Below are 23,273 nucleotides of genomic sequence, written 5' to 3' on the forward strand. Positions count from 1 at the left end.
AGTTGTTGGTCATGTCCAATATCCGGACGGGCGGGGTTGAATACGTCTCGAGCTTCATCGACGCCCCAGCGCCGTGCATGATCTGACACCCGTGCAGTTGCACATCACTCTTGCCAATGATGACCGTGGCAAGACTGCCACCAGAGAAGATATTGTCCCAACCGACGACGGTCGACATGCTTTGAACGCGCTGCGCGGAGCGGAAACGGCGGTCAGGCGCGAGAGCGGGGTGCGCCGATTGACTTTCGGGGCGCCATTGTGGAATACTCGTGGGGTGTCGAGGCGCTATCGCGATGGCTTGGCGGGGGGAATGGTGGTTTCAATTTCCTATTCATCGGGGCCAAGCAGTGGCTGGGCGCATACAAAGACGATTTGGGGTCACCGCCATACAGCGATCCGCGGTTCCGGTTGACCTTCAATCTGATCGGGAATCCTGGCTGGTTAATCGTCAGGCGTGATGGCCGGGCCGTTCCCACCGGCAACAGCGCATGTCACAGAGCAGCGCCCCGCGCGACATCGGATCAGTTGGACCAGTTCAAGAACGCCCTAGATGCGCGGGCGGAGTACGGACCCACTGCCGCTCGGCAGGGTCGATTGACTTGGACGTTCCCGTGAGGCTGGACAATGACGGAGAGGAGGAACGATATGCGCCGCTGCCGCACCCTCATTGTTGCGCTCTTGGCCTGCGCGATGCTGCCCGCAAGTGCGCACCAGGTGGCCGCGTCGTCCGAGCTGGCGCGACGCGCGCTCATCATCGGCGTCAGTGAATACAGTCACGTTCTGTCGCTGGATCACGCCGACTCGGATGCGAGGCATTTCTATCGCATGCTTACCAACCCGGACGTGGGGGGGGTCTACGGCGAGGATGTTCGGTTTCTCTCCACGATGGCACCCGGAGTCGAGTCAGACCTTCCGACGCGTGAAAATATCCTCCGCGCGCTCGACGCGCTGGCTGCCACTCCACAGGTGGGCGGCACGCTGTGGTTCTACTTTTCCGGACACGGAATGGAACTCAACCGCTTCAGCCACATTGCCCCCATGGATGCGGATCCGACCGGCCCGCTAACGGAACAACTGATCTCCATGGCCGACGTGCGCAGCCGCCTCAAGATGGCGTGTCCGGACGGCACCATTGTCATCGCGCTGGACGCCTGTCAGTCCGGATCGCCGCGAAGTGTACGATTCCGGGACATGGCTGGCGAGAGCGAGGAAACCGCGCCCGGCCGCGCCAATGTCATAACGGCGGCGGCCGCAGACGTTAACCAGTCCGCCATGGAGGTCGTGGCGCCGCCCGGCGGCGTGTTCACCAATTTTTTCGTGCGCGCGCTCTGCGGCGATGCGGACGCCAATCAGGATGGGGTCGTGTATGCCTCCGAAGCCAAGGACTATGTCTGTTCCCGCGTGAGCGGCTTCGCGAGGCGCTGGACGGGGGCGGATCAGTCGCCCCAATTCATTCTCCATCAGGGTCACGACGTAGCCCTGACGCGCAGCAGCACGCCGGCGATTGAAAGCCTGGAGACGCTGGGAGACGATCTCGTCGTAGCACCCGGCGCGAAACTCACGCCGGGAGTCGTTCTGGCGATCGAGGGCGACCAGGAGAATCTGGCGATGCGGGCATTTGCCAAAGCGGTGCCCGCCGAGGAGTACAGGCTCGTCGACTCCGGCGCCGCAGCGACGATGTCGGCGGTTAGCACGGCTCTGGGTCCATCGCGCGGACGCACCGCACAGGTGGACATAGGCGCCCGCTACCTGGTTGTGATCAAGGTGTCCACGCCGACGCAGTACTACCGGCAGACGGACAGCTACAAGTGCATTGCGAGCGTTCTGGTGCAGGTATTCGATGAATCGGGTCAACTGATCGGCATCGCGGAACAGGAGGCCACGCGCCCGGCCTTCGATGAACACGAGTCGGTCCGCACCGCCCTGCGCGCGGCCTGCTCGGCTCTGGTGGGGACGCCACAACAGTCGCGATTTCTGGAGGCACTTCGGGGCGGCGAAACCCAATGACAACAACACGCAAAAAGGCAGGCGTCCAGCCGGCTCACCGTGGCGGTGGCTTCTTGGAGCGATCCCATGCCGGAGGTCGCCCACCGCGAGCAGGCAGGCACGCAATTCTCGCCTGTTGGCGATCGTAACGGAGTCGAGATGGATGGGCCCTGCCACAGACCAAACGGACCGGCAGCGCGAAAGCTCCTGCCGGCCAGACAAGGAGACATCGAATGAAGCGCTCAAGGGACGGCATTGGCAGGGCAAGATCCGGATTCTTCCTGGCACGGCTTGCGGGATTGTGGATGCTCCTGTCGGCAGCCGCGCTCCCGGGTTCGGCTCGCGCGCAGGGCAATCAAGTACCCTGTTGGTCCACGGACGACTTGCGCGCGTTGTTGGAGGGGGCCGTCGACGCGGCAGCAGGATGGGGCCAGGCAATGGATCACGTGAGCGAGGTTTACCGCGAGTTAAGCGGGAAACAGGCGTTCGATCGTGCGGACAACATGCTGGTATTCTCGGGCCAACTTGAAACTCTTGTGACCATGCACGCTTCTTTGGTAAGCACAGAACTCCTCTGTGCAGCCATCACGGACCCGCAGATGCGCAGGTGGGCGTTGCTTATGCTTTCGTCGAACTATGAACATATGCAAATGCTGTGCGATAACATGGAAAAGGTGTGTGCAGCCGATACGGACTACGAAGAAAGCCGCCAAATGCAGGGCGAGGTCCTTCAGGTGACCCGTCAGTATGACCAGGCGGTCGTCCTTCCGCGTATCGCCGAACTCAACCGCTTGAAAGTGAACCTTCACGTCGATCCGAATATCGATGGAGCGGGCCCCCTCGGCAGTCCCGCCAGGTAGCGAAGCAAGTCCCGTTTCTTCGCTGGCGAATGGTGCTAGCTTCTTGGGGAGCAGAATCTGAATGAACGACAGGCGATACACAGCTGGAGCGGCGATCGCCGACTTCTACGTTGCCGCGACCGTGGCCGGCGCGGCGGAGGCCTTGTATGGTATCGCCGCGTGCCACGCCAAGGCAAGCGCTCCTGATCTGGAGGCCAAATATGCGAAACAACAAAACAACCCACAGCGCAATTTTTGACTGAGAACAGTATCAATAGGCAATAAAAAAATACAATTGCAAATACCGGGGGCTTTCGCCCTGGTCGCCGCTGAGAGCCGATGATCGCAACGCTTCGATCATTTGTGGCGCCCCCCGGCAGCTGCGTTTTATTGACGAGAAGATTGGGCCGCTATTGGCAGTATAATCACGGGGCGTGCGTATCCACGGCGACGATTGGGATCAGACCCGCGCCGCCGAAGGCCGTGGCGGACGACAAGGGGGCGTCACCCCCCCTGTCACACATCGGGAGCGGTCACGACCTGTGAAGTTGCCATGCGGAGTGGATTCGCAGCAAGAAAGCGCCCGGCTTGATGGGCGTATCGATTCCGGTCGTTCGGACAGGAGGCACAATTATGAGGTTCAGGAACAGCATCGCCTTGTTGACGATGATTTTCGTGGTCACGGCCACTAGTGGCTTGCTCGCGGCTGAAAGCCAACCCGGCGGTGATGGCCGACCCTATTTGCAAGGCAAGGATGAACAGAAGCCCTTACCCGAGGATACGGCCAAAATCAAGGACAAGGAGTGGCTGAAGATTGGCTATCCGGCATTCCCGGGTGGATTCAAGCCGCGACTGGCGGTGACCTTCTCCGAACCGCAGGAACGGCAGGAGAATCTGCCTCCGATCCAGGATGAATACCTGCGCACTCTGGCGTCGCTTTTCAACGAAGGCCGGGAACAGCCGGACGCGTCGCCGCTCAGCCACGTGGAGGACATTGTTCGGCAGGCGCTGGGAAGGACCAACCGCTTCACGATGCTCGAACGCACGTCGGCCCAGTCCAATGTCCTCGACGAGCAGCAGATGGGCCAGAGCGGTATGGTCGACAGCAAGACCGCCCCGGCGGTCGGACACCTGAAGGGTGCAGATTTCGTGGTCAAGGCCACGATCATCGAGATCAACCCGGAAAAGGAATCCAAGGACATCACCGGTATCGCCGGCGGGATCGGTGGCGGGACCTTGTGCGTATTCCAACTGAAATCGGCCACTGATTCCGACGCAAATCGGCCACCCATTCCGATTCAATTCGGCCACCCATTCCGACCGAAACCGGCCACCGATTCCGACGCAATTCGGCCACCCCTGGCAGGGTAGACGGCCGACAGCGACGCAGGACACCCCAGCGGGTACCGTGCTTCTTCACTCGCCACGCCGAGCAGAAGGAGCCGAGGTGCCCAGAGAGCGGTTGTCCATGCGAAAGATCAAAGAAGTCCTGCGTTTGAAAAGAGGCTGCGGCCTGAGCAGCCGGGCCATCGCCCACAGCTGCGGCATCGCGCGTAGCACGGTGGCGGAATATCTGCGGCTGGCGGAGGCGGCGGGTCTGACATGGCCGTTGGCCGAGGATCTGGATGACGCGGCGCTGGAGTCGCTGCTGTTCCCGCCGCCGTCGTCGCTGCCGGCCGATCAGCGGCCGCAGCCGAACTGGGCACAGTTGCATCTGGAGCTGAAGCGGCACAAGGGCGTGACGCTGTTCCTGCTGTGGCAGGAACACAAGGAGGCGCATCCGGAAGGTCACCAGTACAGCCGGTTCTGCGAGTTGTACGGCCAGTGGCGCGGTCGTCAGGACCTGGTGATGCGGCAGACGCACCGCGCGGGCGAGAAACTGTTCGTCGACTACGCGGGCCCGACGGTGCCGGTGGTGGACCGGTTGACCGGCGAGATCCGGCAGGCCCAGGTGTTCGTCGCCGTGCTTGGTGCGAGCAACTACACGTACTGCGAAGCGACGTGGACGCAGAAGCTGCCGGACTGGATTGCGTCCCATGTGCGGGCGTTGCATTACCTGGGCGGCGTGCCGCAGGTGCTGGTGCCGGACAATCTCAAAGCCGGGGTGACGAGCCCGCACCTCTACGAGCCGGACCTGAACCCGACGTACCAGGAGATGGCCAGTCACTACGAGGTGGCGGTGCTGCCGGCGCGGGTATGCCGCCCGAAGGACAAGGCGAAGGTCGAGGCCGGGGTGCAGTTGGCCGAGCGCTGGATCCTTGCCAAGCTGAGGCACCGGACGTTCTTCTCGTTGGCCGAGCTGAACCGTGCGATCACGGAACTGCTGGAAGCGCTGAACAACAAGCGGTTCCAGAAACTGGCCGGCAGTCGGCGCAGTCTGTGGGAAGAACTGGATCGGCCGGCGCTCAGGCCATTGCCGTGTTCGCCGTACGAGTACGCCGAATGGCCGCGCGTGAAGGTGCACATCGACTACCACGTGGCGGTGGACAAGCACTACTACTCGGTGCCGCATCAACTGGTGGGCCTTCGCTGCGAGGCGCGGGTGACGGCGTCGACGGTAGAGGTGCTGCATCGCGGCCGTCGGGTGGCGAGCCACGTGCGCAGCCACTTGCAGGGCCGCTACACGACGCTGCCCGAACACATGCCAGAGCACCATCGGCAGCACGCCGAGTGGACGCCGGAGCGAGTGGTGCGCTGGGCTGGCGAGGCTGGTGGCGCGGTGGCGGCGGTGGCGACGCGGATCATCGCGAGCCGGCCCCATCCCCAGCAAGGCTACCGTTCGTGCCTGGGCGTGATACGACTGGGCGAGCAGTACGGAAATGCTCGTCTGGAAGCGGCCTGCGAGCGCGCACTGGCGACCGGCGCGTGCAGCTGCAAGAGCTTGGGGTCGATCCTCAAGAGCGGCCTGGACCAGCAGCCGCTGCCGTCGCCAGTGCCGCCGACACCGTCGATCGAGCACGAGAACATCCGGGGCGCCGACTACTACGCGCCCGTGCTGCCGTTCGCCGCCGCGGGAGGTCGCCCATGTTGATCCATCCGACGGTGGAGAAGCTGCGCGACCTGCAGCTGGGCGGGATGGCCGACGCCTTGGTCGACCAGCTGCAGACCCCGGACGCATCCAGCCTGAGCTTCGAGGATCGGCTGGGGCTGCTGGTCGATCGGGAAGAGGCCGCCCGCGAGAACCGCCGACTGAAGACCCGCCTGACGCAGGCGCGTCTGCGCCTGCCGGCGTGCACGGAGGACATCGACTACCGCAGTCGTCGCGGGCTGAGCAAGACGCTGGTGTTGAGCCTGGCGTCGTGCCAATGGATCAAGGAGAATCTGAACGTGGTGATCACCGGACCGACCGGCGTCGGCAAGACGTACCTCGGCTGCGCGCTGGCGCAGCAGGCATGCCGTCACGGGCAGCGGGTCACGTACCAGCGCCTGCCGCGGCTGTGCCACGATCTGGAGATCGCCAAGGCCGACGGCAGCTACCGGAAGCGGTTGGCCAAGCTCGCACGCGCCGACCTGCTGGTGCTCGATGACTGGGGACTGGCGCCACTGACGCCAGAGAACCGGCGGGACCTGCTCGAGGTCCTCGATGACCGTTACCAGACGCGGTCGACCCTGATCACGAGCCAACTGCCGGTCAGCACCTGGCACCAGTACCTGGATGACCCAACGCTGGCTGACGCGATCCTGGACCGGGTGATCCACAACGCGCACAAGATCGAGTTGACGGGCGAGTCCCTGCGCAAAAAGAAAGGAGAAACGTTGACCGCGACTGCGGAGGCGGGCTAAGAATGAGATCCCTGCGTCGCTACGCTCCGGCGGTGGCCGGAATACGTCGGAACAGGTGGCCGGAATGGACTGGACTGCGCGGCCGGAATCGATCGGAACGGGTGGCCGAAATCACTGGAATACGCACCTTGGGCATCGGGAGCGTTGGCGTATCAGGCAAGGTAGCTTTCTGCCGCCTAAACGTTCGATTGGTCAACGCCACGTCGGGCATTGTTGCGCACGACATGACCGTGGACGGGACCTCCAGCAGCTCGGGCCTGAAGATCGGTGGCGGCATCCTCAAGGGCGCCACGGGTGGCATCTATGGCGGGGGTGCCGGCATCGACCAGAAGAAGGCGGCATCGCTGGCGGACGCCCTGCAGTCGTGCGCGAACAAGATCGCCTACTTCTTGACGCTGAGTGTCGATGACGTGCCCTGGACCGGAGCGGTGGCCATGGTCTCGCCGCTGATCATCAACGCCGGCAAGAACATCGGCCTGCGGGAGGGGCTGGAGCTGCAGCTGGTTACGAAGGGCGAGGGGATCCCGGATCCCGACGATCCGTCGGTCATCCTGGAATACATCGAGACTCCCAACGGTGCGATCCGCATCACCCGCGCGGGCGAAAAGACCTCGACCTGCGAAATCATCGAAGGTGGCGAGGGCGTGAAGGTCGGCGACTATGTGATCCTGGAACCGAAGAACAGGTAGGACGCAAAAATGCGGGGCCCGGTTTGTGCCGCCGGGCTCCGCGCACAATACGACGCCGTTCATTTTCGAGAAGATTCCGATGCCGTGGGCGCAATCGTATCCAGGGCGCTCCAGATCGACTCGCACAGCCCCGGGCGGTACACCACCGCCCGAAAGGCCTCGTACTCACGACGGTACATTTTCCATCGCTTCAGATCCCCCGTGTGGCGGCAGTAGATCGGGTTGTCCAGCCTGTCCGCGGACTTGACGATGAGCGCCATTTCCTTCGGCCCTGTCACACGCCGGCCAGCCATTTGTGAGCTGCCGCCTTTCGCTCGCGACAGGACATCCCCGTTGAATCCGTGACCAGGCCCACGCAGTCAACCACAAAATCACCGAAGGGTTTGCGCACACACTCAAGCGCGGTGTCATTCTTTTCCACGATATCATAAAGGTAGGCGATGACCTGGGCGATCCTGCCAAACCGTGAGCGTGGCGCGCCAGAGTGCCGGCGAGACCCGCCAGACCGACAAGCCGCCCCCTGCGCCACCTAGAAGCGGGGCAGGGCCTCCAGACATGAGACCCAGGGCCAGTACACAAGTATCCAAGTCACACATCGAGCCAGCCCACGACATTGATCTTGAAGAACAACCCAAGTGCGATCCGGGGATCACCGCCCGGAATGATCGAAAGAACCCCGCGAGCTAACTGGAAAGGGGACCTGCATGAACACCCGTTACGAATGCCGCCTTGCTGCGGCTGCCGCCATCTGGGTCCTGGTCGGCTTGTCATTCTCAGGATGCGATAAGGAATGCCTGGACTGTATTCCCGACGAACCGCCCCCGCGTCTGACCGAAACCGGCATTTGGGATGTCAGCAGCGAAAGGCGCGATTGCACCACCAACGAGGTGCTGTCAACCGGATACCATGAGGACAAGATATGTCCCGATGACTCGGATTTCGGTGATCTGGATCTGTGTTCGATAACAAGGTCGGGCAACAACTACACGCTCAACTGCACCCTTCCGGTGGTTTCCGCCGAGTGCAGCGGGACCATTCAGGTGGTCATGAACTACGCGCTCATCAACAGCAGGTCCTACACGGTGGATGGGACCCTAGCAATCGTAGTTGAGCCGGCCGGCTGTTCGCAGGAATGGTTCCCCGACTTCGGTCCTGATGGGTGCGCCCGTGTGCACGAAGTGCACGCCTGGCGCGAACCTGTCAGCCTGGAAATCTGCGGTCTGAAAGAGTTGCAGAAATCCGGCGGGGACACCGCCGCCTTCGATCCCTTCGTCGAGATCAGCGCGGCGATTCATCGCCATCTTGTCGAGTACGTAAATCAGGCGGCAGGCTGACCGGCTAGGTGTGAACCCGGCGAAGCACGGGCACGGCGGCTCTCCTGCTCTCAAGGGAGCCGCCGCGCTCGAATAGTGGAGATGCTCGGCGGCGGGAAGCGCGCTCATCGCCGCGCAGCCCTCTTGCCGGCCCCCTGGGCAGTGGACGTCCACTGGACCGCAAGGGTGGATCAGCCAGAGACAAGTTGCGGTTTACCGGTCACACACCTCGGCGGGGGTCGACATCAAGGCCATGGTGGCCACGGCGACCAGCGGCAATTGACGACGCACACCCGGGAGGAATCATGTCGAACTCGCGCCTTCACTCTATCCTAAAGGCGGCAACTGGGCCATGGCTTGCCGGCCTCGTTCTGGCGCTATACGCCGCCGGTTGCGCCAAGGGGCCGACTGAGCCCAGCCCACCAGCCCAGAACTACCCGGCCGCGGAATTGTCATCGGAGTCCACGAATGGATACCTCGGCGTGCTGGCTCCGGATGCCGGGACCCGCGTCCATCTATTCGGGGCGCATTCGCAATCCGGACAGCGCGACACCCTTTCTTCTGTATTCATTCAGTCACAGTCGGGAGATTCGGTAGCGCTCCACCTAGATGAATTCGAGCGCATCACCGACCTGGACGCGAACGATGGATTCTCGCTTCGCATCGAGTATCTTGACAGCGGCGAAGCGCAAGTGACCGCAGTTCAAGGTGATTCGCTTCTCACATTCTACGTGGATCGGTGGGGACATGCCGGAACGCCGTCCCGGCAGGCGGCGACAGCGGCTGCGGGTCGGGATGACGTTCCGCTTCAGTTGGCGGACTCCAGGAGCCTGATCCAGCTCAACACCACCTGCGGGGGCGCCCCCTATCCGATACGATCCGTGCGCGGGTTCTTCGTGCCCAGGACCCCTGATTATCGGCGGCACTATCCGGTCCAGGTGCGACGCACGTGCCCGGGCTGGCCGTGTGCCTCCTACGATATTCGGGTGCCAGTGATCGGGCGACTGATTGAGGCCAACCTCGCGCAGGCCTATTGCCTGCAGACAAGGCCGGCGATCTGCAATCTGATGCAGCAGGTCAACGGCAGCGACCTGGACCACAGATCGGTCGCCATGGTTGCCCTCGAGGCGCTCTGTCCGAGCAACGGCGGAAGTGCCGCCGCGTGCAGGGTCGCGCAATTCCTGGCGAGCCATCTGGGCTCGGTATGCGATATCGGGTGCGATTTTCTCTACCCGATCACCCACGACCGGTCAGATCCGGGCCCCGTGACCGGGGGCACGCTCTATCTCGAGGCCCGGCTTGGGCACCGCATCGTGGAGCCGCCATCGTACGAGGTGGAGTTCTCCGGGCTGCTGACGCAGCCGATGGTTATCACGCTCGACGTTGGAGGGGGCGAGTACAACGATGTCGGATCGTCTGCATCGCTGGTCATCCGCGGCCACTCGATCTACGCCCAGGTCAACGGATATCTCGCCTGCGCCCCGGAGGGCGAGACGGTTCAAATGTCGGCATCAAGGATGGGCCTTGGTGAAGAGGATCAGACGCCCATCAGGGCGACCGCGAGCTTTCTGCCGGCGGACGGTTCATTTCGGGGAAACCTCGGTCCGCTTCTGCCCTGCGAGCGGTACGCCATTGTCGTCAGACCCGTGCTTCGGGACGGGACACCGAATGGAGTGTTTCCGGCGGGTGAGTTCGACGTTCCCGCCGTGGGGGTCGGGGCAAGTGCGATGCGGCTTGGCGCAATCGTACAGGATCATGGTGCGGATCGACTGCGCCTGTCCCCGATGGCATTCGACTTCACCACGGGCATGATCTATCTGTCGGACAGGGGGCTCTGGTGGGATGTCGGGGTGAGCGGCGAGAGAGTCGCGGGGATTGCCGGCCTGGATTGGCATTCGGACGAAACCAGCGTGATCACCGGTGAGGAAATGACCTGTTCCGATGGCGCCTCCCTGTCGATCAACCTGTCCTTTCCGGGGTCGCAGCGGGTCAACTACTGGGATGAAGAAGGGGTGTTGATAGCCAGGAGCATCCCTGGACGAGTGGAAATCCATATCGTCGACAAGCCACACACCGGATCGGTCTGCGAGGGCTCGTTCACACGGGATGCCGGGCACGGCGGCATCGGGGGGGATGGCAGGATCTTCGCGGTACCGCTGGATCTGGGGAAAGTCCGGGTCGAGTACAATCCGTAGGCACCATTATCGCGAGGTTCCGTACCACTGGACCGGCGCGTCTGTTTGAGGCCGCTTGGAGACTAGGGAGTGGGCCGCGGCCGTGGCCCCGGTCACGACCCACTCCAGCCACAGACAGCTTGTTGGCCACTTTGCGCGGGTCTCCGCCTGATGCGCGCCGGCGACGTGTGCCGGAGACCGGATGGGCATGCACGTGAATGACAGACAACGGCAAACACCGCGACGCGATCGTTGTGCTGTTGGGCCCCAGCGCCCAGACGCACGATCTCAGAGCGCGGCGCCTCCGGACGGAGCACGGCCATGCGGCACGGCATCGCTGCGCTGACGCAACCCGCTTGTATCAAGGGGCTTCGTTGTCGAAGCGTCCTGCCTCGTTCGCCCCCTTGACTGCCGTGACCATCAAGGGGAAAAGAAAAGGCCGCCTTCCCGAGGAAGTTGGCCCTGGGGTTCAGCTCAGGCCAGGTGGGAGATCTTGGGTGGCTGCCCGTGAGAGTTGGGGCGGGACCGGACCGCCCTCTTTAGACGCCCCGGCCCCGGCTGTGCGGCCTCGCCGCGGCGGTTTGGTAGGCATCTTCCCCGGTGGCCGATCGGTCCGATCCCTTGCCGGATCGAATTAATGGGAGGCACAACAGTTCGGCTCACTTCTTTCCCGGTGCCTGGAAGGGAGACGCCTTCGCCTTTCCAAAGTCATTCGGAAAGATGCCGTTCGGACTAAAGGGGGCGTAGGTCTGCAACGACTCCTCCAGGACCAGTTTGCCAAGACCCAGACCCAGATCGGAACTTACGAGCTTCGTGAGTCTTCCGTCTTCGCTCGCGTCGAACACGACTTGAACTAGCGGGTATGTCATGCCCGCCAGTTGATCCGCGGGAATGACCATTGCGAGCATCCCGAGGGCGAGGAGGCCCTGCATTCCATTCGGCGCGTCTTCGTCCTCTCCCGAAACATCAGTAGCAAGAAGTTGGATCTTCTCGCTCATCGTGAAACGCAACTCTTTGACCGTTCCGTCGAGCAGAAGGCCTCGCTCCACCAGGCTCCGCTCGAGTTGTTCCGACGCTTCGGCATCGACCGCCTCCGCGACAAAACCCACGGTTGCGAATTGCGGGCCGCCATCGTACCCCACTTCCGAGTAGAGAACCGACCCAAAATCCGTGTTCTGCAGCAGGATCAATTGTGTAAACGCAGTGATGCGAAAACAATTGGGATGATCTGAATCGGGCTCGACCACTGGCGTAACGGGAATTCGAAAACGAATTCTGCGACCCACGAAGTCCCTGCGTTCGGCCCAAGTGTTGGCGACCGCGCAGGCAGTCTGAGTCCACGAGCCATCGGATGCGGCTCTGGCATTGGCGGGAAGCGCCTTCAGGATCTGCTCCATGAACTGCGGGTCTTCGTACCAGTGAATCAGCGACTTGTCCGTTTCCTCATCGTTCCCCTGCGCGAGTGCAGGGGAACTCGAAACGGAGCCGGAAGTAAGAACAAGAAGAAGCAGTTCAATCAGAATTGTGCGCACGAGGCTTCCTCCCTGCCGAATGATCCACTATCGTGAAGTTCGAATGACGCGAGTATCGAGTGCACCCCGCTACACTTTCCAGCTGCGCACCATCCGATCAGGTTGTTTCTGGACATACAAAGCCAAGACACTCCACACAACTCGGCGGCCAGCACGCTCATGGCTTCTCTTCCCCGAGTTGCCGAGAGATTCGGTCACGAAGCGCTAGGGCGTGGGCCCCCAGGCCAAGCCAATGCAAACCGTTGACAAGCCCAATGATGTCCACCCAGCCAATTGCCACTAAGGCCATCCAGCCACCGGAACTTCCGGCAGCCAACGCGAGACCGGTGCCGCAAACCACAATTGGGATTGACCTGCCCCCAGTGATTGTACCACGTCCATCGTTAGGCGACTCGCCCCAATGGGGGCAACCTGACGGCCTCCGGGGCTGGCGGCCGGTAGCCCAGGGAACTGTGCGGTCGGACTTGATTGTAGTGCCGCCGCCACTGCTCCACCAAGACCTTTGCCTCAAGCACCGTGTAAGAGATCTCTCCATTCAGCAGCTCGTCCCGCGGCTTCCCGTTGAAGCTCTCGATATACCCGTTCTCCCACGGGCTGCCGGGTTCGATGTACAGCGTGTCCACGTGCAGCATGCCCAGGAACTTCCGGACTTCCTTCGCCGTCATCTCGGAGCCGTTGTCTGACCGGATGTGCTCCGACACGCCGTGCTCATGGAACAGCCGGGCGAACGTCGCAATCACGTTCCTCGAGTTCAGCCGTCGGCCGACCTCGACCGCCAGGCATTCCCGGCTGTACTCGTCCAGCACCGTCATCACCCGCAGAGCCCGGCCGTCCTGCGTCCGCTCGTGCACGAAGTCGTACGTCCACACATGGTTCCGGTGCTCCGGTCGCAGCCGGTTGCACTAACCGTCGTTCAACGGCGGTGTCTGTGTCTTCCGCGATATCATAAAGGTAGGCGATGACCTGAGCGATCCTGCTAGTCCGTGAGCGCGGCGTGCCAGAATGCCAGCTAGACCCGCCAGACCGACAAGCCGCCCTCTGCGCCACCTGGAAGCGGGGCAGGGTCTCCAGACATGAGACCCAGGGCCAGTACTCAAAAGTCCAAGTCACACATCGAGCCAGCTCACGACATCGATCTCGAAGAACAACCCAAGCGCGATCCGGGGATCGCCGCCCGGAATGACCGAAAGAACCCGCGAGCCCACTGGAACGGGGAACCGCATGAACACACGTTACAAAGGTCGCCTTGCAGCGGCTGCTGGCATCTGTGTCTTGGTCGGCCTATCATTCTCCGGCTGTGGCGGTGAATGCGAGACCTGTCCCCCGCCCCCGCCTCCGTCCGTGCGTCTGACCGGAGTCGGCATCTGGGACGTCAAAGGGGAAAGGAGCGATTGCACCACAAACGAAGTGCTGTCAACCGGATACCAGGAGGAGAAGGTATGTCCCGATGACTCAGATTACGATGTTCTGGGTCTGTGTTCGATATCAGGGTCGGGCAACAACTACACGCTCAACTGCACCATTCCGGTGGTTTCCGCCCAGTGCAGCGGGACCATTCAGGCGGTCATGAACTTCGCGCCCATCAACAGCAGATCCTACACGGTGGATGGAACCATAACAATCGTCGTTGAACCGGCCGGCTGTTTGCAGGAATGGCTCGCCGACTTCGGTGCTGATGGGTGCGCCCGCGTGCACGAAGTGCACACCTGGCGCGAATCTGTCAGCCCGGAAATCTGCGGGCTGGAAGAGTTCCAGAAATCCGGCGGGGACGCCGCCGCCTTCGACCCCTTCGTCGAGATCAGCGCGGCGATTCATCGCCATCTTGTCGAGTACGTAAATCAGACGGCAGGCTGACCGGTCGGGTGTGAACCCGGCGAAGCACGGGCACGGCGGCATTGGCAGGAATGGAAGGATCTTCGCGGTGCCGCGGGACCCAGGGAACGTTCGGATCGAATCCGAACAGCGAACACGGGCTTCCCGGGGCTCCGCGCCACCTGTCCGGCGCATTTGGTTGAGCCCACGAGATCTTGGCAAGAGCAGTCCCCGGCGTACCGGCTCAACATGAGGCTACGGACAGCCTCGTCAACTATCGACCTGAACGGTCGCGCAGGATGGATCAGGGGGACCCGCGTTGTTTGCGCCAAACCAAACTCCAGAGAAGCATACGGCAGGCAATACCGGCAGGCTTGTGCTGGCCTGCATCTGCATCATCACCGCCGCGGGTGGTTGCGCAAGCTACCAACCGGCCACCATCAGGGGGCTGGGTGATGAGGGCGCGTCCAGACGCGGCGCGAGTGGCGCTCAGAGCGAAGAGATTGCTGTGACATTGATCAGTGCCGACATCGGTGACATGGTCCGTGTGACCCTGCTGTCACACAGGCGGATAAGCGGCCGGATCGAAGAACTAACAGACAAGGAAATGGTTCTGATCATTGCGGACGGCGGCGGCCACAACCGGGTCATTGCGCGCGTCTCTGAAATAGACAGGCTGGAGGTTCGTTCGTCATCGCGCGCCCTGGAAGCAGGCGTCGCTACGGCTACCATTGTGGCAGCGTCCATGGCTCTTGTGATGGTGTCTGTGCTTTCGACGCTGCGGTGAGGCCCCAATCTCCAGACGGAAGATTGCCGACAGGGCGACGTTTTCGGGCGGACAGATTGGGCTATTCAGGCTGAGCGAGAGACGTAGTGGCCGCCGGGCCGAGTGGCACGACGCGGACATTGCGCCCTTTCGACGAGCGCCCGTGGCGTATGTCGCCGACCAAGCGGAGTCCTGGCATCCGTTCCAGTCGCCAGCAATCGACTTGTTCGTGCGGAATCAATCTGATATCGTGCGAGCAGGCGACAGATTCAGACGTTTCATGCGTCTTCGGGTAGCATGCGCCAGAGCGCCATGCCCGCGGCAAAACCATCGCACCGGTCGGCGGGATCGCCGGGAGGTTGTTAATGAACTCAACGGAAGACCTTGGCCACCATGACTGGGATCAGGCGCGCGGATTCCTGTCGCGGCGGCTGTCGCGGAAGCTCTTCCGGGCGGATCAAGCCACTTTGGATGATCTGACGCAGGAGGCGCTCGTTCGGCTAGTGCGCGCCGCGCGCCGCGAAACCGTACTCAATTTTGAGGGCCTGATGGAGACCATCGCCGAGCGCACGCTGGTCGACTACCTGCGCAGCCGGCGGGCGTGGCAGAAAGACCCCACCATCGATCCCAATGAATACCCGGAACACCCGGGACTCGCGGCCCTGCCTGCCGACGATTTGACCCCTTCCCTCGAGCGATTCCAATTTGCCGTGCTGGAGTTCTTTCAGGAACACAGCTCGGGCTGCCTGGATCTGGCCCACCACTATTTTCTGGAACGAAACTGGCTCGAAGTGGCACGCAAACAAGAGCGACCGCACACAGCCATCCGCCAACAGTGGAGCCGCTGTGTCGCTCTGCTGCGGAAGAGTGCGGGCAAGGGCGCCGGCTGGAGTTGGGAGTGGGCATGAGCAAATCACGCAGTGACTCCTTCCTTGATGATCCCCACGCCTGGGTCCGGCAGCGTCTTTTGCCTTTCGAGACCGGCCTTCTGGACGAGGCCGAAGAACAGCGCATCCGAGGACATATCGATGGTTGTGGCGAATGCTCTGAACGATGGCGGATCCTCTGCGAAGAGGCGGCCCACGCGGAAATTGGTGCACATATTCCGGCCGCGATCATGGCCACGTGGTCGCTGGCCGGCGCTCGGTTGCAGGGGCTCGAGCGCGCGATGGTGGAGCGGCACCTCGGGCGCTGCGCGGACTGCCGTGAGGATCTTCGGGTGCTGGGATTCGAGCCAGCGCTCGGGCCGGCACGTGTTGCCGAATCCGTTGAGCATCCCAAGGTGGTGGCCGGCGGTCGCGGTCAGCGCCACCGGGGCCCGTCCCGCGACTGGGGTTTCGGCAGGTGGGCGATGACGTTATGGGGCCCGACGGCTACAGCCGCCGCCTTGCTGCTTGCGGTCATGCGTGGTCCAGCCACGAGGCAATTGGCTCAGAATGAAATCGATGTTCCGCAGAGCAGCGCGCCACCTGTCGAAGTCGTCACCGTGCCCCAAGCGCCGTCGGTCGTGCCCGCCATACCGAAACCGGATGATCGGCCGGCGCGGCGTCCCCGACAGTCAGCGCGGCCCAGTATCGGGTTCGCAATATTCGCGCAGACTGTGGGGGACACGCGGAGCGCCAGTCGGGCATTTGGCGATGATTCGTTTGCGCCGGAACCGACACCCGGGCCATCAAGCGGCGAGACACTCAATATCCCTTTCAGAGCCGATCTTCCTGAATTGCCCGACGATTCACCGGCCTGGATCGTTGTGCGCGATTCGGACGACAAACTTGTCGCGCGCTTCAGGACCACCCTGGGCAAGTTCAAGGAGAACAATGCGAACCTGAGCCTTTCGCCCGGCGACACTGGACTTGCCCCTGGTAAATACGTCGTGCGGGTGGTGTTCGAACCTGCGGCGCCGGCCGTTGCCGAAAGCCTGACCAACCGTTTCGCCATCAAGTAGTACAGCGAAGCACCATTGTGCGACAACTGAGCGGCCATTTCCGGCATGATCACGGCAGTGGCCACGCGCCTATTCGTCCAGTGGGCCTACGTGACGAAATCTGCGGCGTCACACCACGAACCGGATCGCGACAGCACGACGTGGTTGCGGCCGACCGAGCCCGAGGCCGCGGCCTGGACCTGCCTGAGCGGCATTGCTATCTGTTCCTCAAGCCCCGGAAGACTACCAAAATGTTTGGCGGCGCGGCCCAAGAATCGGCGAGCAGTGCCGGTTGGAACTGCGAAAGTTGGCGGCCTGCGCCCTGATGATTGCCGTGTCTCAAATGGCTAGCGCGAGTCGGAACAACTTCGGCGAAATGCGGACTCGGCCGCGCCCCAGCAAACGTTGGGCGCACCGGCGGGTTACCGGGGCCGTGGATGCATATGACTGTTGCTGCCTTGCGGAACATCATGCCGCCCGGTCGCGCGGCTCCTGCACACAAATCAATCTGTCACACCGCCGGGTCCGCGCCGACGATGGAAACGAGTTCCCCGCGTCAGGCCAACGTCCTGCATATTGGGGCGCGGGCGAGGTGGTGGGGATTGCACCAGGCTGTCAACTGCGGGGATTGCTTCGCGTGCCATGGCCCCGCCGAACAGGTGCGGCGCGGTTCGCTGCTGCCGATCGCGGGGATGCCGCACCGTCTTGGCGGCCGAGAATCAGATTGGAGCGTTTCAGGCCAGCGAGCCCGCGCGCGGCGATTGCCTCGACAGAATGGAAATGCTTGTGGTCCGCGATCGCACGTGTCCCGCAGGCCAAAGACAGGAAACGGGACTCGAGGCACTGGTGAGCGAACTGATTCAAGCGGGCTCCGCCGGTGACGCACTTCTTGTACCGATCATGCCGAGAATGCTTATCAAGATGACGGAAATTACCCGGAGGTGGAGTGATGAACATCGGATTAGCGACAGGATGCCGGAAGGCCGGCGCGGCAATTGAAAGGATCCCACCGACGAAAGGGGCATGGCGGCACTTCGCGCGGCTTACCTTCGGAATCCTGATCACGATCCTCGGCGCCATCGACCGAGTCCCCCTGGTTCACGCCACCCAGTCTCTTTCGCCTGGCGCAATGACAGCGTGCGGTCCTGACTTCGGGCACGACGGTGTTTTGCTGCTCGGCACGACGCTCGCGATGTCCGTCGCCGCTGGTTCAGGTAGTGAAGAAGTTAAGGTCAATATTGGCCCCATTGCCATCGCGAACGGCTACGCGCTTTTCGCCAGCGGCCATGTTCTTCAGATTGAACTGCGCAACCCACCCTCACCGGGTCCCGCACCCATTGCGAGGTCCATTCACCTCAGCGTTGACCAGATGGGAAACCCACCATTCGGCACCGGGTTCTGCGCCGGCGGTGCGATTACAATGGTGCTGGCCGGAACTTGCCTCACGGCAACCGCAACGGGTGCAAGGTCGACGGGGTTTCTAGGAGCCACAGGCATTTCGGGAGCGCGGCTGGTAGCCCCATCCAGATGCCATGGCCGCGCCGCACAAGCCCGCAGGTCGCACATGGGCCTCACGATCTCCGTGGTTCATTCGGGCAACTGGCCGTGGAGCCCCGCGCCCTGCCGAGATCGTTATGTTGCCAACGGATCGCTCATGGGCGAGATCATGAAGGTGAACAGAAGCGTCCGCACGGTCTCAGTCACGGACTGCGGTGGTCCCGTCGACGCCGGCCGACAGCATTTCGGGATCGGGCCTCGGTCCGGATATCCGTCAGGATTCGGCACAGTTCCATGGCCTTCAACGATGTGACCCGCCTCTCCGGGGCACCGGTAGCATGACGGAGCGCGCGATTACCCGTGCCCCGGAGGACCGCCAGTGCCGTCGTCGATTGCGTGAACTTGGCCCGAATCGCCCGTTCGATCAACATCGCATGTGACTCGGACTGGTAGAGAATATGCCGGCCGGCCCAGTATACCCAAGCCTCCTCGCCCTCGGCCCAGGCCCGCGAGATCTTCCGGTTGGGATTCGTACCTGCCCGCCGTGCGGCGTGCCCAGTCAGCGTCGCGATACGATGCCGCCGGGCCGCCTTGGGGCCGTCCTCAGGATACTTGATCGCCTGGATGAAGGCCTCGACTGATGCGAAGTGCTGATCGTCCAGCACGAACGGTGTCGCCGCGAGGTTGGACAGCAGGGAAAGCGGGTCCCCGTCGCGGAAGATGATGTTGATCGGTTCGCCGTCATGATCCGTGCACAAGGTAATCGCTTTCGGCTGCGGCCGGGACGAATGAGGGACAACAGCGGTCGAGTCAGTTCATTAGTGACGATCGACATTCAGTGAGCACCGGCCTAGGGTGATCGGGTCGCGCGATTCCAGCCACGCGGATGAGCCGGCTGGATCTGCATCACGCCCGGTGCAGGACCAGTTCAGCTCACCGGGCGCGGCCGTCGCCAAGGGATTCGAACACGGTGCGCCAGCGATCATCGGCATTCGCCAGAGCGCTTGCGTCTTCGAGGATCTTCCCGTCCATGGACTCGCAATTTTGTCGTTCGGTGTTATCGCATGCATCGATCCACTCGCGGACTCCCGGCGCGCGCTCCTGCAATGCGGCACCCGCCGCCTCGCTGTAATCGGGCGCGACCGGGGCGGTAATTGTGAAACCACTCGTGGGATTCCCGAGCGGTCCACGCGGTAAGCTCTCCGCCAGGCGGCGCGCGTCCTCTCCCGAATAGACCCAGAAGTGGGGCCCACGATAGGCCAACGCCAACGCGTCGTGCGACAGATCCGGAGCCACACCGTCGACTTGTGCACAGTAATTCATGCGCTCATCGGCGCCGGAAAACTGCGCGAAGGCAAGATAGTATGCGGCAGCAAATGTGTTCCGCGCCTCGCTCAAGATCTCCGTTCCGGCCGCCAGAAATTCCCGGCCGGCCTCAGCGGCCACGGATTGCACCTCCTCATCTTCGTCGTTCTTTGGTTGCTCGATTAGCCGACGAACCAAGGCCAGATTCCGGACGCTTATCCCCAAACTGTCAGTGCGGGCGTACTCGGCCAACCGGAGCAACGCATGGTCCCGATCGAATGGCCACCAGGTCCGCCCCAAGAGCAGCGCCAGGCCCAGGCGGGGACGGTGTGACAGTAGCAGGTGGGCGACCGCCTTCACCATCCCGGGCCCACAGCGATCGCTGCACGAGACTCGTCCGCACGATTGGATCGTCGAGCCAATGCGTGAGCCGGTCTGCGGCCTCTCGCTGTCGTGAGAACTTCGCGGTGACCCAGTATCCCGCTTCGACCGGAGCAATGACCGCCCAGCATCCGTTGACGATGAGCATATCACGAACCAGCATGGCCTTATCGTTCACGTTCATTCGCGCGCCGCTCTTGGTTCCTTCAGCTACAGTGATTTGGCCGCCAACATTCCGGACGCTACTAGTCCAACGCCGTCACTATTCGCAGGGCCCGGCCGTGGTGCGCCCGCTGGTGCGCGAAGTCGCGCGTTAACAAACGATTCCGGCGCCACAACCGTCGCCGGATGATATGATCCGTCGTTCAACCACAGCCGGCCGCGCCTCTTCTGTTGCGCCGGCACTATCAACCCTTCCAGACGCCGGATCCGCCTCACTCGTTTGTGGTTGACTCGCGAGCTATCGGGCCGCAGCAACCGCGTCACGCACCGGTCGCCGTACCGTCCGCACTGCTTCGCCAGACCGATGATCGCTGCTGTCAGCCGCTCGTCGCGAGAGAACGGGTGTGCGCGCTCGCTCGAACTCGATGAGAGGTTCAGTGGATAGGCGCCCGAGCCGGGCGACCATGACCTGCCCCCAATGATTGTACCATGTCCAACGCCAGGCCACCAGATCCCAGGAGGCCATCCGGCGGCCCCCATCATTACAGGTAGCGTAAGGACGGAGGTGACATTATCACTGGGGGCAGGTCAATGTGGACACCGTGAGCGGGCCGGCGCCCGCGCCAGCCTGTGGTCAGATTCGCCTGACGCTCGGCGAACAACCGCCGGAAGTCCCGAGGAGTGTCCCGATGAGATCGATCGGCAGTACTGCACGCAAGAGGTGGGCGGATCAACGCTTCGGCCGACTACAGAAGGCGAGCGCAACCTTTCTATTCCTGTTTCTGGGCGGAGCCGCCCCGCCGCCAGACCAGATGAATGATGTCATGAGCCAAGCGCTCAGGGCGCTGAACGGGGCCCCGCAGGCGAGCCGCGATGATGGTGGGCCGGGCCCACGCTTCGTGTCATCTGATTTCAGCAATCTGTCCACACTTGATCTCGAGGACATGCGGGTACTCGAGGATGGCGTGCAACGGCTTGCCAAGGCCCGGGACGATCTCTACGCCAGCTATGGGCTCGGAGCCGGATTGCGTCCGGAGTTCCTTGAACTCATGCAAAGCCGCTATTCTCTGACAACGGACCAGGACCGGGCGTGCACCCGGGTCGCTTTGGCGTTGACGCGTGAAGCCCAGGCGGAATCGGGCGATATCCAGGTATTTGGAAGGGCTCTCGCGGAGTTGCACTCGATCGACCGAGATTTGCTCGCGATGCGTGCGCAGAATCCGGAGAACGCGGTACAACTTGTGGCATCCTATCGGCTGCTTCTGGCGACGATGCAAACCACCAGCGATCTGGTGAACGACGAGATCCGCAGATTCGGCGTGCCGGCAAGCATCGATGAGGAGCTGCTTGCGGGCAGCGTTTCCGGCCAGTCGCTGATCGAACTCTACGATGCGGCGCGTGCGCACAATGCCCTTGCCATGCAGCTACCGGTCGTGGGCAAACAGCTGGATGAGTTCTGGATTCAAGCCCGGGACTCGGGACTCATCGCGGTCACGCCCGGCGAACGCCTGCATTTGTTCAGGGAGGCCAAGACAGCAGAGGAAGCCGAAGCACTGGTCGCGGGCCTTTGTGGGGTTAGGTACTTTGACAACCATGGGCAAGTTCTCGAGTGTCTTGTGGCCTATGCAACCAACGCTGGCTGGCCGCCAAAGGTCCTCTACGGTGATTGGCGGCGGGTGTATGAACCGCCTTCATCCGTCTTTGCCGGCGCATCGGCAGAGATCGGCGCGGTGCTCGCAAAGTGGTTCAGTGAGGCCGGCGGCGAGTCTCCCTTGGGCGAGGTACTGGAGGGGCGTTTTCCCGAGGACGCTGAGTTTGTTCGCCGGGTGTTTCCCTGACATCACCGCGAGCCCTAGAGGCGGCCACCCCATGCGGCGGCCGGCCCCGGCTGACGCCCAATGCCGGGCTGCACGCAGCGGGGCGGCCGACCAGGCAACCGGCGACGGCCGGAGCCTCAACCCGTCGCCGCCAAATGGTGCGTGGCACGGCCGTGCTGGGGAAAGTTCGGCTATGGAGACAGAACATGCTCGTCTTTCTCGATGACGAACGTCCGACTCCCAGCGGCTGGACGCGTGCATATTGGCCGGAAGAGGCGATCGCGCTGCTCGAGTTCGGTCCGGTCACAGAAATCAGCCTCGACCATGACCTCGGGGATGATCAACATGGAACCGGCTACGACGTCATCGTCTGGATCGAAGAAGCGGTTGTTGTCAGCGGATACCTCCCACCCCGCATCGGAGTGCATTCAGCCAACCCGGCTGCGAGAGCGCGGATGGAGGCAGGCATTGGCGCCATTGAGCGGCTGTCGGCGCCCGTACGGGACAGGGTTCGGCCGGATGGCACTTTGCCGCAACCGCCCCGAAAGATCCCCAGACAGGCAGACGCTCCGGCCCCCACGGGTCTCAGTGCCGGGGTAGCACGCGCAATGGATGTGGGTCGGGCCAGGGCATTCGCCATTGCCGCACACGCGGGGCAGCTTTACGGCGACCGGCCGTATTCATCCCACCTGGACGCCGTGGCGGAGTCGGTGAGCCGGTTCGGCAGGATCGCCCAGGTTGTCGCCTACCTTCATGATATCGTGGAAGACACCGACGCCACGCTGGTGAGTGTGCGGGAGCTCTTCGGTGATCTTGTGGCCGACTGTGTGGATCTGGTCACGGATTCCCCGGAGATGTCTCGACGCGAGCGAAAGGCTGCTGCTCACGAACGGCTGGCCGGTGTCACGGGGTCGAAGGAATTGGCGCTCATCGTCAAGTCTGCGGACAGGCTAGACAATCTGATCAACTGTCTCCACTCAGGGGATCTGAAGCGGTGGGAAATGTACCACCGTGAGCACGAGGCCTTTCTGGCGGCGGTGTATCGCCCCGGGCTGTGCGAGTCGATCTGGGACCGCTTGGATGCGGTCGTGTCGACAGGGCCGGAATCTCCGCCACAATGAGCCACATCACGCCGCGCATGACGGCCTGATTTCAGGGAAAGTTCTGGTCGGCCCGCCGATTGATTTCATGCTGTTCCGAGCTGGCAACCAACGGGAAAGACTGACCGGAGATTTCCCGGTCGTTACCCGTCACAAGCCGGGCCGACACCCGACCTTGTGAACATCGCGCGGG

20 protein-coding genes and 1 pseudogene are annotated in these 23,273 nt (G+C 62.7%); 16 read left to right on the top strand and 5 right to left on the bottom strand.

Going from position 1 to position 23,273, the window contains the following annotated elements; genetic code table 11:
• The first annotated feature begins 645 nt into the window (after nt 1–645).
• The 9 genes from IPG61_16060 (at nt 646) to IPG61_16100 (ending at nt 10,805) form a co-directional block, all read left to right on the top strand.
• A complete protein-coding gene (locus IPG61_16060) occupies nt 646–2,007 on the top strand; it encodes a caspase family protein (protein MBK6735555.1) in 1,362 nt (453 codons plus the stop codon).
• A 212-nt stretch (nt 2,008–2,219) separates the two neighbouring features.
• The gene (locus tag IPG61_16065; GenBank protein ID MBK6735556.1) at nt 2,220–2,846 is read left to right on the top strand and encodes a hypothetical protein; all 627 of its coding nucleotides are present in this window, start codon (nt 2,220–2,222) and stop codon (nt 2,844–2,846) included.
• Nucleotides 2,847–2,907: 61 nt separating this feature from the next.
• Entirely contained in the window at nt 2,908–3,084 is a 177-nt protein-coding gene (locus tag IPG61_16070) for a hypothetical protein (protein MBK6735557.1), read from the top strand.
• A gap of 374 nt (nt 3,085–3,458) precedes the next feature.
• The gene (locus IPG61_16075) at nt 3,459–4,196 is read left to right on the top strand and encodes a hypothetical protein (GenBank protein MBK6735558.1); all 738 of its coding nucleotides are present in this window, start codon (nt 3,459–3,461) and stop codon (nt 4,194–4,196) included.
• Between the two features lie 76 nt (nt 4,197–4,272).
• Nucleotides 4,273–5,856, top strand: a complete 1,584-nt coding sequence (locus IPG61_16080; protein MBK6735559.1) for an IS21 family transposase — start codon at nt 4,273–4,275, stop codon at nt 5,854–5,856.
• Nucleotides 5,850–6,608 (top strand): ATP-binding protein, encoded by a 759-nt coding sequence (locus IPG61_16085; GenBank protein MBK6735560.1) that lies wholly within the window; start codon nt 5,850–5,852, stop codon nt 6,606–6,608. The genes IPG61_16080 and IPG61_16085 overlap by 7 nt, the downstream gene beginning before the upstream one ends.
• Before the next feature lie 128 nt (nt 6,609–6,736).
• Nucleotides 6,737–7,297, top strand: coding sequence for a hypothetical protein (locus IPG61_16090; protein ID MBK6735561.1), 561 nt, complete (start codon nt 6,737–6,739; stop codon nt 7,295–7,297).
• Nucleotides 7,298–8,001: 704 nt separating this feature from the next.
• Nucleotides 8,002–8,631: a hypothetical protein gene (locus tag IPG61_16095; protein MBK6735562.1), complete on the top strand. Its 630-nt coding sequence runs from the start codon at nt 8,002–8,004 to the stop codon at nt 8,629–8,631.
• Nucleotides 8,632–8,915: 284 nt separating this feature from the next.
• Entirely contained in the window at nt 8,916–10,805 is a 1,890-nt protein-coding gene (locus tag IPG61_16100) for a hypothetical protein (GenBank protein MBK6735563.1), read from the top strand.
• Nucleotides 10,806–11,443: 638 nt separating this feature from the next.
• On the opposite strand, the gene IPG61_16105 is transcribed toward IPG61_16100, so the two are convergent.
• Nucleotides 11,444–12,316 (bottom strand): hypothetical protein, encoded by an 873-nt coding sequence (locus IPG61_16105; GenBank protein ID MBK6735564.1) that lies wholly within the window; start codon nt 12,314–12,316, stop codon nt 11,444–11,446.
• Between the two features lie 383 nt (nt 12,317–12,699).
• The gene (locus tag IPG61_16110; GenBank protein MBK6735565.1) at nt 12,700–13,185 is read right to left on the bottom strand and encodes a transposase family protein; all 486 of its coding nucleotides are present in this window, start codon (nt 13,183–13,185) and stop codon (nt 12,700–12,702) included.
• Nucleotides 13,186–13,537: 352 nt separating this feature from the next.
• On the opposite strand from IPG61_16110, the gene IPG61_16115 reads away from it, so the two are divergent.
• The 4 genes from IPG61_16115 to IPG61_16130 all read left to right on the top strand — a co-directional run bounded on the left by IPG61_16115 (nt 13,538) and on the right by IPG61_16130 (nt 16,839).
• A complete protein-coding gene (locus IPG61_16115) occupies nt 13,538–14,170 on the top strand; it encodes a hypothetical protein (GenBank protein ID MBK6735566.1) in 633 nt (210 codons plus the stop codon).
• Between the two features lie 277 nt (nt 14,171–14,447).
• Complete coding sequence (locus IPG61_16120; protein ID MBK6735567.1) at nt 14,448–14,915, top strand: hypothetical protein; 468 nt, start codon at nt 14,448–14,450, stop codon at nt 14,913–14,915.
• Between the two features lie 344 nt (nt 14,916–15,259).
• Nucleotides 15,260–15,802, top strand: coding sequence for a sigma-70 family RNA polymerase sigma factor (locus IPG61_16125; GenBank protein ID MBK6735568.1), 543 nt, complete (start codon nt 15,260–15,262; stop codon nt 15,800–15,802).
• Nucleotides 15,799–16,839: a zf-HC2 domain-containing protein gene (locus IPG61_16130; GenBank protein ID MBK6735569.1), complete on the top strand. Its 1,041-nt coding sequence runs from the start codon at nt 15,799–15,801 to the stop codon at nt 16,837–16,839. The genes IPG61_16125 and IPG61_16130 overlap by 4 nt, the downstream gene beginning before the upstream one ends.
• Before the next feature lie 1,679 nt (nt 16,840–18,518).
• On the opposite strand, the gene IPG61_16135 is transcribed toward IPG61_16130, so the two are convergent.
• The 3 genes from IPG61_16135 to IPG61_16145 all read right to left on the bottom strand — a co-directional run bounded on the left by IPG61_16135 (nt 18,519) and on the right by IPG61_16145 (nt 20,706).
• The gene (locus IPG61_16135) at nt 18,519–19,073 is read right to left on the bottom strand and encodes a hypothetical protein (protein MBK6735570.1); all 555 of its coding nucleotides are present in this window, start codon (nt 19,071–19,073) and stop codon (nt 18,519–18,521) included.
• 175 nt (nt 19,074–19,248) lie between these two features.
• Nucleotides 19,249–19,761 carry a hypothetical protein gene (locus IPG61_16140; protein ID MBK6735571.1) on the bottom strand — a complete coding sequence of 171 codons (513 nt, stop codon included), beginning with the start codon at nt 19,759–19,761 and terminating at the stop codon, nt 19,249–19,251.
• A 450-nt stretch (nt 19,762–20,211) separates the two neighbouring features.
• On the bottom strand, nt 20,212–20,706 hold the full coding sequence (locus IPG61_16145) for a transposase (protein ID MBK6735572.1): 495 nt from the start codon (nt 20,704–20,706) through the stop codon (nt 20,212–20,214).
• Nucleotides 20,707–20,852: 146 nt separating this feature from the next.
• Between IPG61_16145 and IPG61_16150 the strand changes: the two genes are divergently transcribed.
• From IPG61_16150 to IPG61_16160, 3 genes and pseudogenes are all read left to right on the top strand, one after another.
• A complete protein-coding gene (locus tag IPG61_16150) occupies nt 20,853–22,001 on the top strand; it encodes a hypothetical protein (GenBank protein MBK6735573.1) in 1,149 nt (382 codons plus the stop codon).
• A gap of 185 nt (nt 22,002–22,186) precedes the next feature.
• Nucleotides 22,187–22,471, top strand: a pseudogene (locus IPG61_16155) (hypothetical protein).
• Between the two features lie 117 nt (nt 22,472–22,588).
• Nucleotides 22,589–23,101 (top strand): bifunctional (p)ppGpp synthetase/guanosine-3',5'-bis(diphosphate) 3'-pyrophosphohydrolase, encoded by a 513-nt coding sequence (locus IPG61_16160; protein MBK6735574.1) that lies wholly within the window; start codon nt 22,589–22,591, stop codon nt 23,099–23,101.
• Nucleotides 23,102–23,273: the final 172 nt, after the last annotated feature.

It is taken from the genome of bacterium (assembly GCA_016703265.1).
In the GTDB taxonomy this organism is placed as follows: domain Bacteria; phylum Krumholzibacteriota; class Krumholzibacteriia; order LZORAL124-64-63; family LZORAL124-64-63; genus CAINDZ01.

Excerpts from the sequence above, each read along its gene's own strand:
- IPG61_16130 (MBK6735569.1), top strand. The coding sequence starts at position 15,799 with ATGAGCAAATCACGCAGTGACTCCTTCCTTGATGATCCCCACGCCTGG.
- IPG61_16100 (MBK6735563.1), top strand. The coding sequence starts at position 8,916 with ATGTCGAACTCGCGCCTTCACTCTATCCTAAAGGCGGCAACTGGGCCA.
- IPG61_16150 (MBK6735573.1), top strand. The coding sequence starts at position 20,853 with ATGAGATCGATCGGCAGTACTGCACGCAAGAGGTGGGCGGATCAACGC.
- IPG61_16125 (MBK6735568.1), top strand. The coding sequence starts at position 15,260 with ATGAACTCAACGGAAGACCTTGGCCACCATGACTGGGATCAGGCGCGC.
- IPG61_16065 (MBK6735556.1), top strand. The coding sequence starts at position 2,220 with ATGAAGCGCTCAAGGGACGGCATTGGCAGGGCAAGATCCGGATTCTTC.
- IPG61_16070 (MBK6735557.1), top strand. The coding sequence starts at position 2,908 with ATGAACGACAGGCGATACACAGCTGGAGCGGCGATCGCCGACTTCTAC.
- IPG61_16060 (MBK6735555.1), top strand. The coding sequence starts at position 646 with ATGCGCCGCTGCCGCACCCTCATTGTTGCGCTCTTGGCCTGCGCGATG.
- IPG61_16085 (MBK6735560.1), top strand. The coding sequence starts at position 5,850 with ATGTTGATCCATCCGACGGTGGAGAAGCTGCGCGACCTGCAGCTGGGC.
- IPG61_16115 (MBK6735566.1), top strand. The coding sequence starts at position 13,538 with ATGAACACACGTTACAAAGGTCGCCTTGCAGCGGCTGCTGGCATCTGT.
- IPG61_16075 (MBK6735558.1), top strand. The coding sequence starts at position 3,459 with ATGAGGTTCAGGAACAGCATCGCCTTGTTGACGATGATTTTCGTGGTC.
- IPG61_16145 (MBK6735572.1), bottom strand. The coding sequence starts at position 20,706 with ATGATGGGGGCCGCCGGATGGCCTCCTGGGATCTGGTGGCCTGGCGTT.
- IPG61_16160 (MBK6735574.1), top strand. The coding sequence starts at position 22,589 with ATGGATGTGGGTCGGGCCAGGGCATTCGCCATTGCCGCACACGCGGGG.
- IPG61_16095 (MBK6735562.1), top strand. The coding sequence starts at position 8,002 with ATGAACACCCGTTACGAATGCCGCCTTGCTGCGGCTGCCGCCATCTGG.